The organism is Rhodococcus sp. KRD162 (assembly GCF_017168335.1).
Lineage (GTDB): Bacteria > Actinomycetota > Actinomycetes > Mycobacteriales > Mycobacteriaceae > Rhodococcoides.
This window is the reverse complement of the sequence record NZ_JABFAU010000003.1, coordinates 683,022-700,620: the sequence shown is the minus strand read 5'-3', so window position 1 is coordinate 700,620 and position 17,599 is coordinate 683,022. Positions and strand designations below refer to the sequence as shown.

Sequence of the window (17,599 nt, the reverse complement as noted above, 5' to 3'; positions counted from 1 at the left end):
GTGCTGTGTTCCTTACCTCGACGATGAGAATCTATGATGTTCAGCCGAAAAGTTTTGTGCTTGAAGAACTCTCAGTGGCCCATGCCCATACCGCCGTCGACGGGAATAACGGCACCGGACACGTAACCCGAGTCCGGGCCCGCGAGGAAGCTCACCACTGCGGCGACGTCCTCGGGCTGGCCGAGTCGTTGAAGGGGAATGAACTCTTTCGCCTTGTCGCGGAGATCGTCGGACAGCTCCGCGGTCATGTCCGTTTCGATGAATCCCGGAGACACGACGTTCGCCGTGATCGACCGCGAACCGAGTTCGCGCGTGATCGACCGAGCCATGCCGATGACACCGGCTTTGGACGCTGCGTAATTGATCTGACCCGGCCCACCGCCGAGGGCGACGACCGAACTGAGGAAGACCATCCGGCCCCAACGCGCACGCAGCATGGCGCGGTTGGCGCGCTTGGCAACACGGAAGGCACCTGTCAAGTTCGCATCGATCACACGTTGGAACTGGTCCTCGGTCATCCGCATCAACAGGGTGTCGTCGGTGATGCCGGCATTGGCCACGAGAACCTCGACGGGCCCGTGCTTTTCCTCGACCTCCTTGAAGGCGGCGTCGACGGAGGCGGAGTCGGTGACGTCGCAGACGACCCCGAGCAATCCGTCGGGAGCCCCGGAGCCGCGGTGGGTGACGGCCACCTTGTGTCCGTCGGCACTGAGTCGTTGGGCGATGGCCAGACCGATACCCCGGTTACCTCCGGTGACGAGTACCGATCGCGCGATGAAGTCAGGTGTGGACATGCCTAGCAACCTATCTGTTCGTCCTGGAATGACAAAGCGAAACTTACTGGTGAGTAATAACAGCGATCACGGCAATCTCTGCCGCATCACCAATGCCGAACCCAACCCCGACGAGATGAACAGCACCCCGAGAATCAGCCACGGACGAGAAGCGTCCCCGCGGGTGATCTCGAAACCGATCTGCTCCTCCAAGGTGTCGTACACCTGACGCAAGTCCTCGATCGACGAGGCAGTGAAGAAGCTACCGCCCGAGAGCTCTGCGATCTCTCGCAAGGACGGGTCGTCGACCGGTACCGGAACCCGTTCGGGGCCGCCGTCGCCGTCGATTTCGACGGAGCCGTAGCTGGTACCGAACGAGATCGTGGAGATCGGCACGCCCTTGTCCTTGGCGGCACGTGCAGCGGTGTAGCCGCCCCGGGGGTCGTCGAGATTCTGCGGCACCGTCTGCTTGCCGTCGGAGAGCAGCACGATACGAGCGGGTGGCGCCGCGTCACCGCCGCCGAGTATCGCCCCGAGAGTGTCGATCGACTGGAGTGAGGTGAAGATCGCCTCACCGGTCGCCGTTCGCTCACTGAGCTGCAATTTGTCGATCGCGGACTTGGTGGCTTCGCGATTGGCTGTCGGAGAAACCAAGACGGACGCAGTGCCTGCGAACGCGACCAACCCGAGATTGATGCCGGGAGTCAGACCATCGGCGAAGGACTTCGCCGCATCCTGCGCAGCGGCCAGGCGGCTCGGCTCGACATCGGTGGCCTCCATCGACAGTGACACGTCGATCACGAGCATGACGGTCGCGCGGTTGCGTGGGACGCGCTCGTCCGCGGTCGGACCTGCCAGCGCGACGGTGAGGAACATCAGACCGACCAGCACCAGCGCGGTGGGTAGATGTCGCAACCGGTTCTGCCGCACAGGCGCGACGGACTCGAGCAGTTCCATGTTGGAAAAACGCAGAACGTGCTTCTGCTTGCGTCGTTGGACCCAGATGTAGCCTGCGGTCAGCGCGATGACGACGAGGAGAAACCCGAGCCACCACGGCGACGCGAAATCGGTCAGGCTCATCGCGAACCCGCCCGAGCGGTATTGGTGAAACCGGCACCGATGGTGTGCCTGCGTGCGGTGACGAACCTGACGACATCGGCGATCCAGTCACCGTCGGTACGCAGCGTCAGTCGAGGTGCACCGCACCGCCGGAGCGCCTTCTCCACCTCGTCGCGGTGCGCTGCCGCTGCGCGCGCGAAATCTGCACGCAGCCGTGGGGTCGTGCTGAATTCGCGGGTACGGCCCGATTCCGGATCGTGCAACACCACATCACCGACGTCGGGCAACTCCAGGTCGCGCGGATCAAGTACCTCCACGGCCAACACATCGTGTCGGGCCGAGATGGCGCGCAGCGACCGCTCCCAGTCGATGGGACCGAGGAAGTCACTGATCACCACGGCCATCCCACGCCGACGTTCGGGTCTACGCAGAGCCTCGACCGCCGCTCGCAGGTCGCCGCGCACACCGTCGGTTGCGGACGGCGTCGTGGCGATGGCTCTGAGCATCGACTGGGTATGTGTCCGGCCACCGCGAGCCGGGATGCGCGTCGTGGTGGCGCCGGTGGCCACCACCGCTCCGATTCGATTTCCGCCGCCGCCGGTCAGATGAGTGATCGCCGCCGAGGCCGCGACCGCAAGGTCTCGCTTCTCGCACCCTGCCGTACCGAAATCCAGGCTGGCCGACAAATCCACCACGAGCCACGTCTCGAGCTCGCGGTCGGCGATGGACTGACGCACGTGCGGGTGGGTGGTGCGCGCGGTCACCGACCAATCCATCTGCCGAACGTCGTCACCGGGTTGATATTCCCGGGCGTCACCGGGTTCGGAACCGGGGCCGGGAATCAGCCCGAAGTGATCGCCGTGCAGAACGCCGTCCAGCCGACGGCGCACCGTCAGCTCCAACGTTCGCAATGCCGCTGCCAGTTTCGGGTCCCGCAACTCACCGGATCGGAACGAGGGCGGCCGTGAACCGACGGCACGGCCCTCGGTCACTGGAGCGGTGTCGGATCCGCTCACTGACCCTGCGTACCGATCGAGGATCCGTCACCGGACGGCTTCTGCATCGCCGGTGCCGGTTGCCCGAACTGACCACCCTGTGGGTGCTGCTGGGCCCCGGGGACCTGTCCATGTCCGGGGAACTGACCCGGAGCAGGGAACTGGCCGGGGGCGGGCAAGGGCCCTTGGGCCGGGTACTGCCCCTGAGGTCCGCCTTGGCGTCCGTCGAAGTGCGGAGCGTCCGAACCGGCCCCGTTGCCGTGCTGGACGGGCACTGCCTGTGGAGACACCTGAGGCAGGCCGACGGTCTGCAGCACACGAGAGATGACCGTCTCGGGCGTCACCTCGTCCGCGAGAGCGTCGTAGGACAGCACCAGGCGATGCCGGAGTACGTCGGGAATGACTTCGAGCACGTCTTGTGGAACCACGTAATCGCGGCCGCGCAGCAGTGCGAGTGCTCTCGATGCCGCGATGATGCCCAGCGTCGCACGGGGAGAGGCACCGTAGGCGATCCAGTTGGCCACGTCGTCCAGACCGAACTGCTCGGGGGTACGGGTGGCGGAGATGACCCGCACGACGTAGTCGACGAGCGCATGGTGGACGAACACCGAGCCGGCCAGATTCTGCAGCCGAATCAGTTCGCTCGGGTCGAGGATCTGCTTCGGCTCCGGTGCCTTGATGCCCATCCGATAGACGATCTCGCGTTCTTCTTCGACCGTCGGGTAGTCGACGACGATCTTGAACAGGAATCTGTCGCGCTGAGCTTCCGGAAGGGGATAGACCCCCTCGTTCTCGATGGGGTTCTGAGTCGCCATCACCAGGAACGGGTCTGGCATCGGGAACGTCTTGCCGCCGATCGTCACGTGTCGCTCGGCCATGACCTCGAGCAATGCCGACTGGACCTTCGCAGGTGCGCGGTTGATCTCGTCGGCCAGGACGAAGTTCGCCACGACAGGTCCGAGTTCGGTGTCGAACTCCTCCCGGCCCTGGCGGTAGATGCGAGTGCCGACGAGATCGGTCGGCACCAGGTCCGGGGTGAACTGGACTCGCGAGAACGAACCGCCCACGACCCTCGCGAACGTCTCGACGGCCAAGGTCTTGGCGACGCCGGGAACACCCTCGAGGAGGACGTGCCCGCGGGCGAGGAGTCCCACCAGGATTCGCTCGACCAGGCGGTCCTGGCCGACGATCACCCGCTTGACCTCGTACACGGCCTTCTCGAGGAGCTGAACGTCCTCGGCCAAGCCTGGGCTGTCCACCCGCTTCGGCTCCCCACCCTGTGGATTCGGTGTCGAGGGCTCGGCTCGCGTCGAGTCCTCGTCGTTCGAAATCCGGCCGTCACGTGATGTCACCAAGAATTCACCGCTTTCAGTCGATCATCGTCGGGCGCGTTTCGACACCGCCGCGATCAACTATTCCAGGTCATCGTCGAGCGCGCCGAAAGGCACCCCCAAGCGGAGCCGGCGCAACGACCCCGGGCACGTGTGGTGCGAAGAGATGCCGCAGATGTGGCTCGCTCAGGAGACCATTCGCACTGCATAGGGGGTCATGCCGCTGTAACGCACATCGGACACCTTGACCACCGAGCCCGATTGCGGAGCCTCGAGCATCTTGCCGTTTCCGAGGTAGAGCGCGACGTGCTGGCTGGCGTTGGGGCCGTAGAAGATCATGTCGCCGCGTTTCATCTCCGAGGACGGAACTTGCTTACCGGCCGTGTACTGGTAGCCGGTGTAGTGCGGCAACGAGATGCCGAGTCCGGCGAAGGCGTAGATCATCAGGCCCGAGCAATCGAAGCCGACCTTGTTGTAGTCGCCGTAGCTGTCGGCGACTCCGCCGTCCCTGATGCCTTTCGTCGGGCCGTTCTCGTCGCCGCCACCCCAGGAATAGGGAACTCCGAGTTGGCTCATACCGCGGTCGATGGCCAGCTCGACTGCAGCACTTCCCGTCACAGAGGGGGTCGTGGGCTTTTTCGGCTTGGTAGGTGTCGGCGTGGTCGCAGTAGTGCCGCTCGAATTGTTCGTCGACGAACTCGAATCCTCGTCGACGTCGACATGTGATCGCTGGCCCTCGGCGATGGCTGCCGCGCGCTGCTGAGCCGCGAGATTTGCCGACACCCGGGCAGCTGCCTGCGCCGCGGCTTCACGTGCGGCGGCTGCTGCAGCAGCCGCTGCAGCGTCCTCGGCCGCTTTCTGCGCTTCCCAGGCACCGTACGCGGCCCGCTGATCCTGCAGCCCAGCCACATTGGATCGCGCGAGATCGAGCTCCGACTGCGCTGCGTCACGCTGCGATTCGATCGCCGCTTTACGGTCGGCCTCGGTCTGCAGTGCCGCCTGCGCCTCGGCGATGGCCTGCTCGGCCTCGGCCTTCTTGGTCTCGGCTTCCGATGCTGCTGCGTCGGCCTGTTGCTTGGATTCACGTGCGGCCGACTCGCGGTTGGCCTGCTCGGTACGTGCCCGCTGCAAACCGTCGAGCACGGCGTTCTGACTGCTCGAGAGCACCCTGAGCACCTGGGCGCGGTCGAGGATGTCCTCGGGTCCGCTGGAACCGAGGAACGAGGCCATCGACGCGACGCCGGACCCCTGGGTGTAACTGGACTTCGCGAATTCGTCGAACTTGCGTTGCGCTGCCTGGATCTGGGTTCCGGCATCTGCCAGCGCCTGCTGGGCTGCGCTCACCACCGCCGCTGCGACATCGGCTGCGTCGCGTGCATTCTGCAGATCGACCAGAGCTTTGTTGACGCCCTCGCGCTTCGAGGCGACTTCGTCGTCGAGTTGCGCGAGCTGCTGATTGGCGGACGCGATCGCGTCGATCAACTGGCCCACCTGACCCAGTCGCGAGTCGACGGCGCTGCCTGCAGCGGCGAGGTCGCTGTCCGAGGGATTGGGCGGTGGCGGTGGTACTGCGGCGGCAACGCCCGGCAGGGTGGCCATCAATGCGAGCACGAGGCCTGCGCCCACCAGCACGAATCGGGTACGGATCACCGCTCTGCGGTGAGTGCCGCGGATGTGACGTCGGATCACGAATGTCTCCCTCGGGTCCGGCATTCACTCGGGTTCGCGTCGAACCGTCGTGCCGTCGAGGTGCTCCCCGTCCTCCACCCCGATCGCAGTGGGCGGTGAGCGTTTCGTCGGGCAGGAAAGAAACACGCAGCGATACGACAGGTGTGTACCACGTCAGTCACACCCGAAGCAGTGGCCTCCCGAGTTCCCCACGGATGACAACCGCCTTCTGCGACACTCCTTCCCCAGCAGTGCCAATGGCACCGTACGACACTTTGCACCCTAAAGAAACTCCAGTCACAAATGACACATTTGTGATTCGACCAGGCACGACGCCGTGAACTCGGCGTTTACCGAAAACAATTTTTTCGACTTTTTCGCGTGGCCCTCGGGCCGGGATCGAGACCGACTCGGGCGAGGTGTGCGTCGGTCAGTCGAACGACACGACGGCGCGTGGGTTCAGCGCTTGTTCACATCTCGTTCAGCGCTCGGCGGAGTCTCGCTCCGCGGCTTCGGTCGAGGCTGCGGCAGAGCGATATCTGCGTGCCTTGACCACGGCCGTCAGGGTCGCCACGGCGGCAACGACAACCACGAGACCACCGGTGAGCAAGCCCCACGGGGTCTGGTCGTCGACGAGCGTGTCGACGAAGTTGTCGGCAGCGACGACATGATTGCCGGTGTAGGTGCGGTCCTGTCCGGCTTCGAGGGTGACCCGACTGATGGAGTCACTGAAGGTGCCCACCTGTCCCGGACTGAGCACCAGGACGGTCCCGCCTTCGCGCGCACCGACCGCAGTGGCGAGATCGCGCAGTTGCGAGTCGTGACGCGGGTCGTTCGGCACTATCACGATGGACAGGTCGATTCCGTGATCCTCGGCGCGTGCCACCGCGGCAGACAACCCTGCTTCCTCGTCGGCAGGCGCGCTCACGCGGGATTCGCGGACGGTGGCGACGATGCTGTCGACGTCCAGACCTGCCGGGATATCGGTGGCAAGTGGGGAAACAGCGTGAATCGGATCAGACATCTCTCGTCCAGTCGGTAGGAACAATCGAGTCGAACCCTACGTGACGGTCTCGGCCCGGCCGGGTAGGCCTGCGGCATCGACATCGAAACTGAGGACGCCCTTCATTGCGCGGCGCGGACCACTGCGTGAGGATCGTCATGCGGGTTCGTCTCTCGACACACCCGGAGACTCGGACCGCAGGTCTTCACAGGACAAGCGTACTGTTAGACTTCCAACGAGACATCGATCGAGCGTCCGCCCCGAACTCTCAGCCCGAGAATCGAGGCCGAGACCCTCGGACAATGCCTCGCTTCAACCGTCGACACAGCCCCGTCGGCGGTGTGCCGCATAGACGAGTGGAGCTGAAGTGACCGCAAGTAATGATTCATTCGGTGCAAAGGGCACCCTCGAAGTCGGCGAGAACTCGTACGAGATCTTCCGACTGTCGGCCTTGCCCGGTGCCGAGAAGCTGCCCTACGCACTGAAGGTCCTCGCGGAGAACCTCCTTCGCACCGAGGACGGTGCCAACATCACCGCCGACCACATTCGCTCGATCGCATCGTGGGACCCATCCGCCGATCCGAGCATCGAAATCCAGTTCACCCCCGCGCGCGTCATCATGCAGGACTTCACGGGTGTGCCGTGCATCGTCGACCTTGCGACGATGCGTGAAGCCGTCACCACCTTGGGCGGCGACCCCAACAAGGTCAACCCCCTCTCCCCCGCCGACATGGTCATCGACCACTCGGTCATCCTCGACGTCTTCGGCCGAGCGGATGCACTGGAGCGCAATGTCGACCTCGAGTACGAGCGCAACGGCGAGCGATACCAGTTCCTGCGTTGGGGCCAGGGCGCCTTCGACGACTTCAAGGTCGTCCCGCCCGGCATGGGAATCGTGCACCAGGTCAACATCGAATACCTGGCACCGACCGTGATGACCCGCAAGGGCCAGGCCTACCCGGACACCTGCGTCGGCACCGACTCGCACACGACGATGGTCAACGGCCTCGGCGTGCTCGGCTGGGGCGTCGGCGGCATCGAAGCCGAGGCCGCCATGCTCGGCCAGCCGGTCTCGATGCTCATCCCCCGCGTCGTCGGTTTCAAGCTCTCCGGTGAGATCCAGCCCGGCGTCACGGCCACCGACGTGGTGCTGACCGCCACCGAGATGCTGCGCAAGCACGGCGTCGTCGGCAAGTTCGTCGAATTCTACGGCGAGGGCGTGGCCGAGGTTCCGCTCGCGAACCGCGCCACCCTGGGCAACATGAGCCCCGAGTTCGGTTCCACCGCAGCGATCTTCCCGATCGACGAGGAGACCATCAACTACCTGCGCCTCACCGGCCGCAGCGACGAGCAGCTCGCTCTCGTCGAGGCGTACGCCAAGGAACAGGGCATGTGGCACGACCCGAAGAACGAGGCCGTGTACTCCGAGTACATCGAGCTCGACCTGAACACGGTCGTCCCGTCCATCGCAGGCCCGAAGCGCCCGCAGGACCGAATCCTGTTGTCCGATTCCAAGGTTGCGTTCCGCAAGGACATCCACAACTACGTCGAGGAGAACCACCCGGCGCACGAGGGTGAGACCAAGCTCGACGAGGCACTCGACGAGTCGTTCCCGGCCAGTGATTCCGCATCGCTGAGCTTCGCCGAAGAGGACTCGGTCGACGTTCGCTCTGCCGCCTACGGTTCCGAAGGCCGCCCGAGCAAGCCGATCCGGGTCACCACCGACGAGGCCGGGGAATTCGTTCTCGATCACGGTGCCGTCGTGGTTGCAGGCATCACCTCCTGCACCAACACCTCGAACCCGTCGGTCATGCTCGGCGCGGCACTGCTCGCTCGCAACGCCGTGGAGAAGGGCCTGTCCACCAAGCCCTGGGTCAAGACCAACATGGCACCCGGTTCGCAGGTCGTCACCGACTACTACGAGAAGGCCGGCCTGTGGCCGTACCTCGAGAAGCTCGGCTACTACCTCGGCGGATACGGCTGCACCACGTGTATCGGCAACACCGGTCCACTGCTCGAGCCGATCTCGAAGGCGATCAACGACAACGACCTCTCGGTCACCGCAGTGCTGTCGGGCAACCGCAACTTCGAAGGCCGCATCTCCCCCGACGTGAAGATGAACTACCTGGCTTCGCCGCCGCTGGTCATCGCGTACGGCCTGGCGGGCACGATGGACTTCGACTTCGAGACCGACGCACTGGGCGAGGACCACGAGGGCAATCCCGTGTTCCTGAAGGACATCTGGCCGTCCGCACAGGAGATCGAGGAGACCATCCAGTCCTCGATCGACCGGGACATGTTCAGCAAGTCCTACGAGACCATCTTCGCAGGCGACAGCCGGTGGCAGAACCTGTCGACTCCCGAGGGCGATACGTTCGAGTGGGACCCCGAGTCCACGTACGTGCGTAAGCCTCCGTACTTCGACGGCATGACGATGGACCCGGCCCCGGTCGAGGACATCACCGGTGCCCGCGTGTTGGCACTGCTCGGCGACTCGGTCACCACCGACCACATCAGCCCGGCCGGTCCCATCAAGTCGGGTACGCCCGCGGCGCAGTACCTTGATTCGCACGGTGTCGAGCGCAAGGACTACAACTCGCTCGGCTCGCGGCGCGGTAACCACGAGGTCATGATTCGCGGAACCTTCGCGAACATTCGCCTCAGGAACCAGCTCCTCGACGACGTCTCGGGTGGCTACACCCGTGACTTCACGCAGGACGGTGGACCGCAGTCCTTCATCTACGACGCGTCGCAGAACTACCAGAAGGCCGGCATCCCGCTGGTCGTCCTGGGCGGCAAGGAGTACGGCAGCGGATCCTCCCGTGACTGGGCGGCCAAGGGCACCTCGCTCCTGGGCGTCAAGGCCGTCATCACCGAGTCGTTCGAGCGCATTCACCGCTCCAACCTCATCGGCATGGGCGTCGTTCCCCTGCAGTTCCCGGCCGGTGAGAGCGCGTCGTCGCTCAAGCTCGACGGCACCGAGACCTTCGACATCGTCGGCGTCGCGAAGCTGAACGAGGGCACGACGCCGAAGACCATGGCCGTCACCGCCACCAAGAGCGATGGCACCAAGGTCGAGTTCGACGCCGTCGTTCGTATCGACACCCCGGGTGAAGCCGATTACTACCGCAACGGCGGCATCCTGCAGTACGTGCTGCGCAACATGATCAGAGGCTGAGTACACGTCGTCTGACGTACGCCTCGCACAGCGATGGGCCCGGAACCGTGATCGTGTTTCCGGGCCCATCGCCGTATCGGTCGGGGCCTGTCCATCGAAAGTAGGAATCGACACGTGCCCAAGGTCAGCGAAGACCATCTGGCCGCTCGCCGGAGCGAAATTCTCGACGGCGCGCGCAAGTGCTTCGGCGAATTCGGCTACGAGGGTGCCACGGTACGGCGTCTCGAAGAGGCGACCGGCTTGTCGCGTGGAGCAATTTTTCACCACTTCAAAGACAAGGACGGCCTCTTTCTGGCGTTGGCGCAGGAAGACGCCCGGCGCATGGCCGAGGTTGCCGCTACTCAGGGTCTGGTCCAGGTGATGCGAGACATGCTCGATCGCCCCGAGCAATTCGAGTGGCTGGGGACGCGGCTCGAGATCACCCGTAGATTGCGCACCGACGCCGATTTTCGGACCAGCTGGGCCGAGCGATCGGCAGAACTGACCGACGCCACACTCGGACGACTGGAGCGTCAGAAAACGGCCGGAAGGCTACGTGACGACGTACCCAACGACGTCCTGGCCGATTATCTCGATCTCGTCCTCGACGGCTTGGTGGCCCGCATCGCGTCCGGGCAAGGCGGAACGAACCTGGCGGCAATCCTCGATCTGGTCGAGGAGTCGGTCCGCCGACGAGACTGAGCAGGACCGATGCCGGGCTCAGGCCAGCTGAATCAGTTCCAGGTAGTCCTGCGACCAGTGGTCCTCGGTACCGTCGGGAAGCAGAATCACCCGCTCCGGTGAGAGTGCCTCGGCAGCACCGGGATCGTGGGTGACGAGAACGACGGCACCCTTGTAACTGCGCAGCGCGTCGAGCACCTGTTCGCGTGAGATCGGATCGAGGTTGTTGGTCGGCTCGTCGAGCAGCAACACGTTCGCGGCCGAGGAGACCAACCCGGCCAATGCGAGACGCGTCTTCTCACCGCCGGACAAGGTTCCGGCCGGCTGCTCGAGCTGGGGGCCGGTGAACATGAACGCGCCGAGCAGCGAGCGCAGTTCCTGCTCCCCGGTATCGGGTGCCGCGTGTCGGATGTTCTCCCATACCGAAGCGTGGTCGTCGAGCGTGTCGTGCTCCTGCGCGAAGTACCCGACGCGCATACCGTGGCCGGGTTCGATCTCTCCGGTGTCGGCTTTTTCGGTACCGGCCAGAATCCGCAGCAGGGTCGTCTTGCCCGCACCGTTGAGTCCGAGCACCACCACTCGACTGCCACGGTCGATCGCCAGATCGACTCCGGCGAAGATCTCGAGAGACCCGTACATCTTGGTCAGGTTCTTCGCCATCAACGGCGTCTTGCCACACGGTGCGGGCTCGGGGAAACGAATGTGCGCGACCTTGTCCGACACGCGCTCGGCATCGAGATTGGCGAGCAGCTTGTCTGCCCGCTTCGCCATATTCTGTGCGGCAACGGCCTTCGTCGCCTTGGCCCCCATTTTCGCGGCCTGGACGCGCAGCGCACCGGCCTTCTTCTCCGCGTTCGCGCGTTCGCGTCGGCGCCGCTGCTCGTCCGTGGCGCGCGCGTCGAGGTACTTCTTCCAGTTCATGTTGTAGATGTCGGCCTCGCCGCGCACAGCGTCGAGGAACCACACTCGGTTGACGACATCGCCCAGCAGTTCCACATCGTGACTGATGACGATGAGCCCGCCCTCGTGGTTCTGCAGAAAGCCGCGCAGCCAGGTGATCGAATCCGCGTCGAGGTGGTTGGTCGGCTCGTCGAGCAGCAACGTGGTGTTCGAGCGTCCACCGCTCCCGTCGGACGCGGCAAACAGAATTCGAGCCAATTCCACTCGGCGACGCTGACCGCCGGACAACGTCCTGAGAGCCTGTCCGAGAATTCGGTCGGGCAGACCCAGGCTGTTGCAGATTCGTGCCGCTTCGCTCTCGGCCTCGTATCCGCCGAGCGACGCGAACCGCTCCTCCAGCTCACCGTATTTGCGCACGGCCTTGTCGAGCAATGCTTCGTCGGCCACCTCGGCCATCAGTGCCTGCTGCTTTTCCATCCGGTGCAGCAACGTATCGAGGCCGCGGGCAGAGAGCACACGGTCCTTGGCCAGCACGTCGAGATCGCCTTCTTTGGGGTCCTGCGGAAGATAACCGAGGTCCCCGGTGCGCACGACCTCACCGGCATACGGCTCGCCCTCGCCGGCCAGAATTCGCAGCGTGGTCGTCTTACCTGCTCCGTTGCGGCCGACCAACCCGATGCGGTCTCCCGACTGCACGCGGAGCGCGGGCCCCTCGGTGGATAGAAGGGTCCGCACACCGGCACGAACTTCCAGGTCGGTGGCGGTGATCACGCGTGAGCTCCTAGCGATTGCCGTACAGATCCTCGCCCGTCGACCGACGAGCGAACACAGCCGTACCGCCAGGGCGGCACAGCAAACTTCCATTTTAGCTCAGCATCGACATGCCCTACCCCAGGATCCACGGTGACACCGGTAACGTCTGATCGATGACCGACGCTCCCGAAACAGGCACCACATCCAGCACCACCCTCGATCTCACCGGACGCACCGCACTCGTCACCGGAGCCAGCCGCGGCATCGGCAGAGCCATCGCCGCCGAGCTTCTCGCCCGCGGCGCGAACGTGGCGATCACCGCACGCAAACGCGAACCTCTGACGGCGACGGCAGCCGAACTGGGCGACGCCGTTCTCGCGCTCGACGGCAACGCGGGCGACCCGGAGCACCGACGCAGCGCGGTGGCGAAGACCATCGAGACATTCGGTTCGCTGGACATCCTCGTCAACAACACCGGAATCAACCCGGTCTACGGATCGCTGATGGACGCAGACCTCGAGGGTGTGCGCAAAATCTTCGACACCAACGTCGTGGCCACTCTCGGGTTCGTCCAGCAGGCCTTTCACGCCTGGATGGGCGAACACGGCGGCGCAGTCGTCAATATCGCGAGTGTGGCGGGAATCCGCTCCACCGGCGTGATTGCTGCGTACGGAGCATCCAAGGCCGCCCTGATCCGCCTCACCGAGGAACTTGCCTGGCAGCTGGGCCCGAAGATCCGCGTCAATGCCGTCGCACCGGGGGTTGTGAAGACCAAGTTCGCGGAGGCCCTGGTCGCAGGCGGAGAGGACGCAGCATCGGCCGGCTACCCGATGAAGCGCCTCGGGAACCCCGAGGACGTGGCTCAGCTGGTCGCCTTCCTCGCCTCGGACTCTTCCTCGTGGATCACCGGTGAGACCGTGCGTGTGGACGGTGGGTTGCTCGCCACCGGCGGAATGTGAGCAAGCTTTCGGCCGACGTCGCGGTGGTCGGGCTCGGCCCGGCAGGCAGGGCCCTCGCGCATCGTTGCGCCGCCGCGGGCCTGGATGTGGTCGCCCTCGACCCGCACCCGATGCGGACCTGGACGCCGACGTACGCGGCCTGGGCCGACGAGCTGCCGTCGTGGCTACCGGAATCGACGATCGCATCGCGGGCCGCCGAGCCTGCGGTATGGACCGACCGCCGCCGGATCATCGATCGCATGTACTGCGTGTTGGACACCCGTGCGTTGCAGACAGCCCTGACCATCGACCAGGTGCGAGTACTGGCAGGGACGGCCATCGACGTCACAGGATCTCGCGTGACGACGGCCGATGGGACGACCCTCGATGCCGGCCACGTCGTCGACGCCCGCGGAACGCTCGATTCCCGCGACCTCGCGCAGCAGACGGCATACGGCCTCGTCTTCGAGCGACGACGCGGCGAACCGATCCTCGAAGGCTCGGACGCCTGGTTCATGGACTGGCGCAACGACAACGGCGCGCACCCCGACGAAGCACCCAGCTTTCTGTACGCCGTTGCGCTCGACGAGGATCGGATCCTGCTCGAAGAGACCTGTCTGGTGGGGCGGCCCGCTCTCGATCTCGCGGTTCTCCGGACCCGATTGCTCCATCGGCTGACCCACCGCAACCTGCAACCGACCGGCAACGAGGACGTCGAACGAGTGCGTTTCTCGGTCGAACCGCCACCACGGTCACGGCTGCGAGCCGGCCGAGGCGGTCCGGTTCTGTTCGGTTCTCGATCGAATCTGATGCACCCGGCGACGGGATACAGCGTGGCAGCATCGCTCGCCTCAGCGGATCAGCTGGTCGAGCGGTTCCGCGGCGGTGCCCGGTCGCGGCGAAGGTACCCGGTGCGCCTGTGGACGGTTCAGAAGCTCCGTAATCTCGGGCTCCGCACCGCATTGAATCTCCAACCGGAGATGGTGCCGCAGTTCTTCTCCAGCTTCTTCTCGCTTCCGGTCGAACTGCAGCGCTCGTATCTCTCCGGACACGACGACGCTGTCGGCACTATGACCGCGATGCTGAAGATGTTTCCCACACTGTCGCCCTCCGCCAGGATTGCTATCGCGCGCACGGTAGCGCGACCACTGCACAGCCGTTGACTTTTCGTCCCAACGGTCGACACACGGACGCCCCGTCGGCGATCATGGACACATGCGCAGCATTTGGAAGGGCTCGATCGCCTTCGGACTGGTCAACGTCCCGGTCAAGGTCTACTCCGCCACCGAGCAACACGACATCCGGTTCCATCAGGTGCATGCCAAGGACGGCGGCCGCATCAAATACGACCGCATCTGCCAAGAATGCGGCAAGTCCGTCCAGTTCGCCGATATCGACAAGGCCTACGACTCCCCCGACGGCGAACGCGTGATTCTCACCGACGACGACTTCGACAAACTTCCGGCCGCGGAGAAGCACGAGATTCCGGTTCTCGAGTTCGTGCCGACCGAGCAGATCGATCCGATTCTGTACGACAAGAGCTATTTCCTCGAGCCGGACTCCTCGTCCCCGAAGGCATACGTGCTGCTGCGGGAGACGCTGGAGGAAACCGAACGCACCGCGCTGGTGCATTTCACGCTGCGGCAGAAGACCCGACTCGCCGCGCTGCGAGTACGCGATGACGTGTTGGTGATCCAGACTCTGCTGTGGCCCGACGAGGTCAGGGCCGCAGAGTTCCCTTCGCTCGAGGATGCGGCATCGGCGCGGCCGCAGGAAGTGAAGATGGCGACATCGCTGGTGGAGAGCATGTCCTCGGAATTCGACCCAACCGAATACACCGACGACTACCAGATCGAGCTGCGCAAACTCATCGACGAGACGCTCGCCAACGGCGGCGAAAAAGTCATCCACACCGAGACGGACAAAGACGACGACAGCGAGGATGCCGAGGTCGTCGACCTGGTGGCTGCGCTTCAGCGCAGCGTCGAGGCCGCCGGTAAGAACGCGAAACCGGGATCCTCGCAGGCATCGAAGTCGGCTTCGGCCGAGAAGGCACCCGCCAAGAAAGCAGCGGCGAAGAAGACTCCGGCCAAGAAGGCCGCAGCGAAGAATACGACTCGTAGCAAGACCGAGGACAAGAACGCCGACTCGAAAAACGCTGAAGCAAAGGGCGCGTGACCGAGCCGGCCAGTTCTCGAATCAGACGGTGAAGCCGAGTGCCCGCAGCTGTTCGCGGCCGTCGTCGGTGATCTTGTCGGGACCCCACGGCGGCATCCAGACCCAGTTGATCTTCAGGTCCGCGGCCAGTCCGCTGCGCACCAGCGCTCCCCGCGCCTGGTCCTCGATGACATCGGTCAACGGGCACGCCGCCGAGGTGAGCGTCATATCGACGGTGACGATGTCCTCCGCGTCGATCTTGATGTCATACACCAGTCCCAGATCGACGACGTTGATCCCGAGCTCGGGATCGACGACATCGCGCATTGCTTCTTCGAGGTCCTCGAGCACCTTGATTTCCTCGGCGGTCAATTCCGCCGGGGTGGTTTCTGTTGCATCGGTCATGATTGCTGTCCTCCGGAAAGTGCCGACTCACCCGTTGGGGCTGCCGAACCTGCGTCCATTACTTGAACAACCGCGTCCTTGAAAGCCATCCATCCCAGCAACGCGCACTTCACGCGGGCCGGGTACTTGGCCACCCCGGCGAACGCGATCCCGTCACCGATGACGTCCTCGTCACCGTCGACGTTACCTCTGCCACCGACCATCTCGCTGAATGCGTCGACCGTGTTCAGCGCGTCCGGCACCGTCAGGCCGACGACCTGATCGGTGAGAACCGAGGTCGCTGCCTGGCTGATCGAGCAGCCCTGGCCGTCGTACGAAACATCTACGACGGTCCCGTTCTCGATGTGCACGCGAAGCGTGACCTCGTCGCCGCAGGTGGGGTTCACATGGTGAACCTGCGCGCCGAACGGCTCTCTGAGCCCACGGCCGTGCGGGTGTTTGTAGTGATCGAGGATCACTTCCTGATACATCTGTTCCATCCGCATCTACACCTCTCCTCCCCCGCCTGCGTGCGCGGTGCCGAAGAACGACTGCGCACGTCTGATCGCCTGGGCGAGCACCTGCACCTCGTCGATCGTGTTGTACAGCGCGAAAGATGCACGTGCGGTCGCGGCCACGCCGAAACGATGGTGCAGCGGCCACGCGCAGTGATGCCCCACGCGAATGGCGACCCCTTCGTCGTCCAGAATCTGTCCGAGATCGTGGGCATGAATGCCATCGACCACGAACGAAACGGCCGAACCCCGGTCGATGTTCTCCGTCGGGCCGATGACGCGGACCCCGTCGATCTTCGCGAACTCGGCGAGAGTCGCCGCGACCAGAGCCTTCTCGTGCGCGGCGATGACGTCGATCCCGATGTTCTCCAGATACCTCACGGCGGCGCCGAGACCGACGACCTGCGAGGTCATCGGCACTCCTGCCTCGAAGCGTTGCGGAGGCGGTGCGAATGTCGACTTCTCCATGGTGACGGTCTCGATCATCGAGCCGCCGGTGATGAACGGGGGCATCGCGTCCAAGAGAGCAGCCTTGCCGTAGAGCACACCGACTCCGGAGGGTCCGAGCATCTTGTGGCCGGAGAATGCGGCGTAGTCGACGTCCAGCGCGTGGAAGTCGACCTTCATGTGCGGCACCGACTGGCAGGCATCGAGCACCACCAGCGCTCCCACCGCTCTGGCCCGACGCACCAGTTCCTCGACCGGAGCCACGGCACCGGTCACGTTGGACTGATGGGTGAACGCCACCACCTTGACCGCCGAAGACAGTTCGAGCGAATCGAGATCGATTCGACCGTCGTCGGTGACTCCGTACCACCGCAGGGTGGCACCTGTGCGAGCGGCGAGCTCCTGCCAGGGCACGAGATTGGCGTGATGCTCGAGTTCGGTGACGACGATCTCGTCACCGGGACCGAGGTGCCGGTCGAATCTCCGATCCGCCAGCACGTACGTGACGAGGTTCAGTGACTCGGTCGCGTTCTTGGTGAACACGATCTCGTCGACATCGGCCCCGACGAACGACGCGATGGCACCGCGCGCACCCTCGTAGGCGTCGGTCGCTTCTTCCGCCAGTTGGTGCGCACCGCGGTGTACCGCAGCATTGCATGTGGTCGAGAACTCGCGCTCAGCGTCGAGTACCTGGACCGGGCGCTGCGAGGTAGCGCCGGAATCCAAGTACACCAAGGGCTTTCCGTCACGGACGGTGCGCGAAAGGATAGGGAAATCGCGGCGAACTGCGGCGACATCGAACGATGCCGCCACCGCCACAGCTGCCGGTGCAGCCATG

15 protein-coding genes are annotated in these 17,599 nt (G+C 64.6%); 5 read left to right on the top strand and 10 right to left on the bottom strand.

Annotated elements, in window-relative coordinates; all coding sequences use genetic code 11:
* Positions 1-71: 71 nt before the first annotated feature.
* The 6 genes from fabG1 to J1M87_RS05750 all read right to left on the bottom strand — a co-directional run bounded on the left by fabG1 (position 72) and on the right by J1M87_RS05750 (position 6,850).
* Positions 72-794, bottom strand: coding sequence for a 3-oxoacyl-ACP reductase FabG1 (gene fabG1, locus J1M87_RS05775; protein ID WP_206488553.1), 723 nt, complete (start codon positions 792-794; stop codon positions 72-74).
* A 66-nt stretch (positions 795-860) separates the two neighbouring features.
* The gene (locus J1M87_RS05770) at positions 861-1,853 is read right to left on the bottom strand and encodes a VWA domain-containing protein (protein WP_206488552.1); all 993 of its coding nucleotides are present in this window, start codon (positions 1,851-1,853) and stop codon (positions 861-863) included.
* Positions 1,850-2,848, bottom strand: a complete 999-nt coding sequence (locus J1M87_RS05765) for a DUF58 domain-containing protein (protein ID WP_206488551.1) — start codon at positions 2,846-2,848, stop codon at positions 1,850-1,852. Before J1M87_RS05765 ends, J1M87_RS05770 begins: the two co-directional genes overlap by 4 nt.
* Positions 2,845-4,086 carry a MoxR family ATPase gene (locus J1M87_RS05760; RefSeq protein WP_206488795.1) on the bottom strand — a complete coding sequence of 414 codons (1,242 nt, stop codon included), beginning with the start codon at positions 4,084-4,086 and terminating at the stop codon, positions 2,845-2,847. Before J1M87_RS05760 ends, J1M87_RS05765 begins: the two co-directional genes overlap by 4 nt.
* Positions 4,087-4,344: 258 nt before the next feature.
* On the bottom strand, positions 4,345-5,871 hold the full coding sequence (locus J1M87_RS05755) for an NlpC/P60 family protein (RefSeq protein ID WP_374222353.1): 1,527 nt from the start codon (positions 5,869-5,871) through the stop codon (positions 4,345-4,347).
* Positions 5,872-6,307: 436 nt separating this feature from the next.
* Positions 6,308-6,850, bottom strand: coding sequence for a DUF6676 family protein (locus tag J1M87_RS05750; RefSeq protein ID WP_206488550.1), 543 nt, complete (start codon positions 6,848-6,850; stop codon positions 6,308-6,310).
* A 346-nt stretch (positions 6,851-7,196) separates the two neighbouring features.
* On the opposite strand from J1M87_RS05750, the gene J1M87_RS05745 reads away from it, so the two are divergent.
* Complete coding sequence (locus J1M87_RS05745) at positions 7,197-10,007, top strand: aconitate hydratase (RefSeq protein ID WP_206488549.1); 2,811 nt, start codon at positions 7,197-7,199, stop codon at positions 10,005-10,007.
* Between the two features lie 114 nt (positions 10,008-10,121).
* Positions 10,122-10,688 carry a TetR/AcrR family transcriptional regulator gene (locus J1M87_RS05740; protein ID WP_206488548.1) on the top strand — a complete coding sequence of 189 codons (567 nt, stop codon included), beginning with the start codon at positions 10,122-10,124 and terminating at the stop codon, positions 10,686-10,688.
* Between the two features lie 18 nt (positions 10,689-10,706).
* On the opposite strand, the gene J1M87_RS05735 is transcribed toward J1M87_RS05740, so the two are convergent.
* Positions 10,707-12,338, bottom strand: a complete 1,632-nt coding sequence (locus J1M87_RS05735) for an ABC-F family ATP-binding cassette domain-containing protein (protein ID WP_206488547.1) — start codon at positions 12,336-12,338, stop codon at positions 10,707-10,709.
* Positions 12,339-12,493: 155 nt separating this feature from the next.
* On the opposite strand from J1M87_RS05735, the gene J1M87_RS05730 reads away from it, so the two are divergent.
* From J1M87_RS05730 to J1M87_RS05720, 3 genes are read left to right on the top strand one after another with little or no spacing between them, the layout of a single operon-like run.
* Positions 12,494-13,279: an SDR family oxidoreductase gene (locus J1M87_RS05730; RefSeq protein WP_206488546.1), complete on the top strand. Its 786-nt coding sequence runs from the start codon at positions 12,494-12,496 to the stop codon at positions 13,277-13,279.
* Positions 13,276-14,421 carry a lycopene cyclase family protein gene (locus J1M87_RS05725; RefSeq protein ID WP_206488545.1) on the top strand — a complete coding sequence of 382 codons (1,146 nt, stop codon included), beginning with the start codon at positions 13,276-13,278 and terminating at the stop codon, positions 14,419-14,421. The genes J1M87_RS05730 and J1M87_RS05725 overlap by 4 nt, the downstream gene beginning before the upstream one ends.
* Positions 14,422-14,473: 52 nt before the next feature.
* Entirely contained in the window at positions 14,474-15,436 is a 963-nt protein-coding gene (locus tag J1M87_RS05720) for a Ku protein (protein WP_206488544.1), read from the top strand.
* 21 nt (positions 15,437-15,457) lie between these two features.
* Here J1M87_RS05720 and J1M87_RS05715 read toward each other — a convergent pair whose 3' ends face one another.
* From J1M87_RS05715 to J1M87_RS05705, 3 genes are read right to left on the bottom strand one after another with little or no spacing between them, the layout of a single operon-like run.
* Positions 15,458-15,820, bottom strand: coding sequence for a metal-sulfur cluster assembly factor (locus J1M87_RS05715; protein ID WP_206488543.1), 363 nt, complete (start codon positions 15,818-15,820; stop codon positions 15,458-15,460).
* Positions 15,817-16,305, bottom strand: coding sequence for a Fe-S cluster assembly sulfur transfer protein SufU (gene sufU / locus J1M87_RS05710; RefSeq protein WP_206488542.1), 489 nt, complete (start codon positions 16,303-16,305; stop codon positions 15,817-15,819). Before sufU ends, J1M87_RS05715 begins: the two co-directional genes overlap by 4 nt.
* Positions 16,306-17,598 (bottom strand): cysteine desulfurase, encoded by a 1,293-nt coding sequence (locus J1M87_RS05705; RefSeq protein ID WP_206488541.1) that lies wholly within the window; start codon positions 17,596-17,598, stop codon positions 16,306-16,308.
* Between the last annotated feature and the right edge of the window lies 1 nt (position 17,599).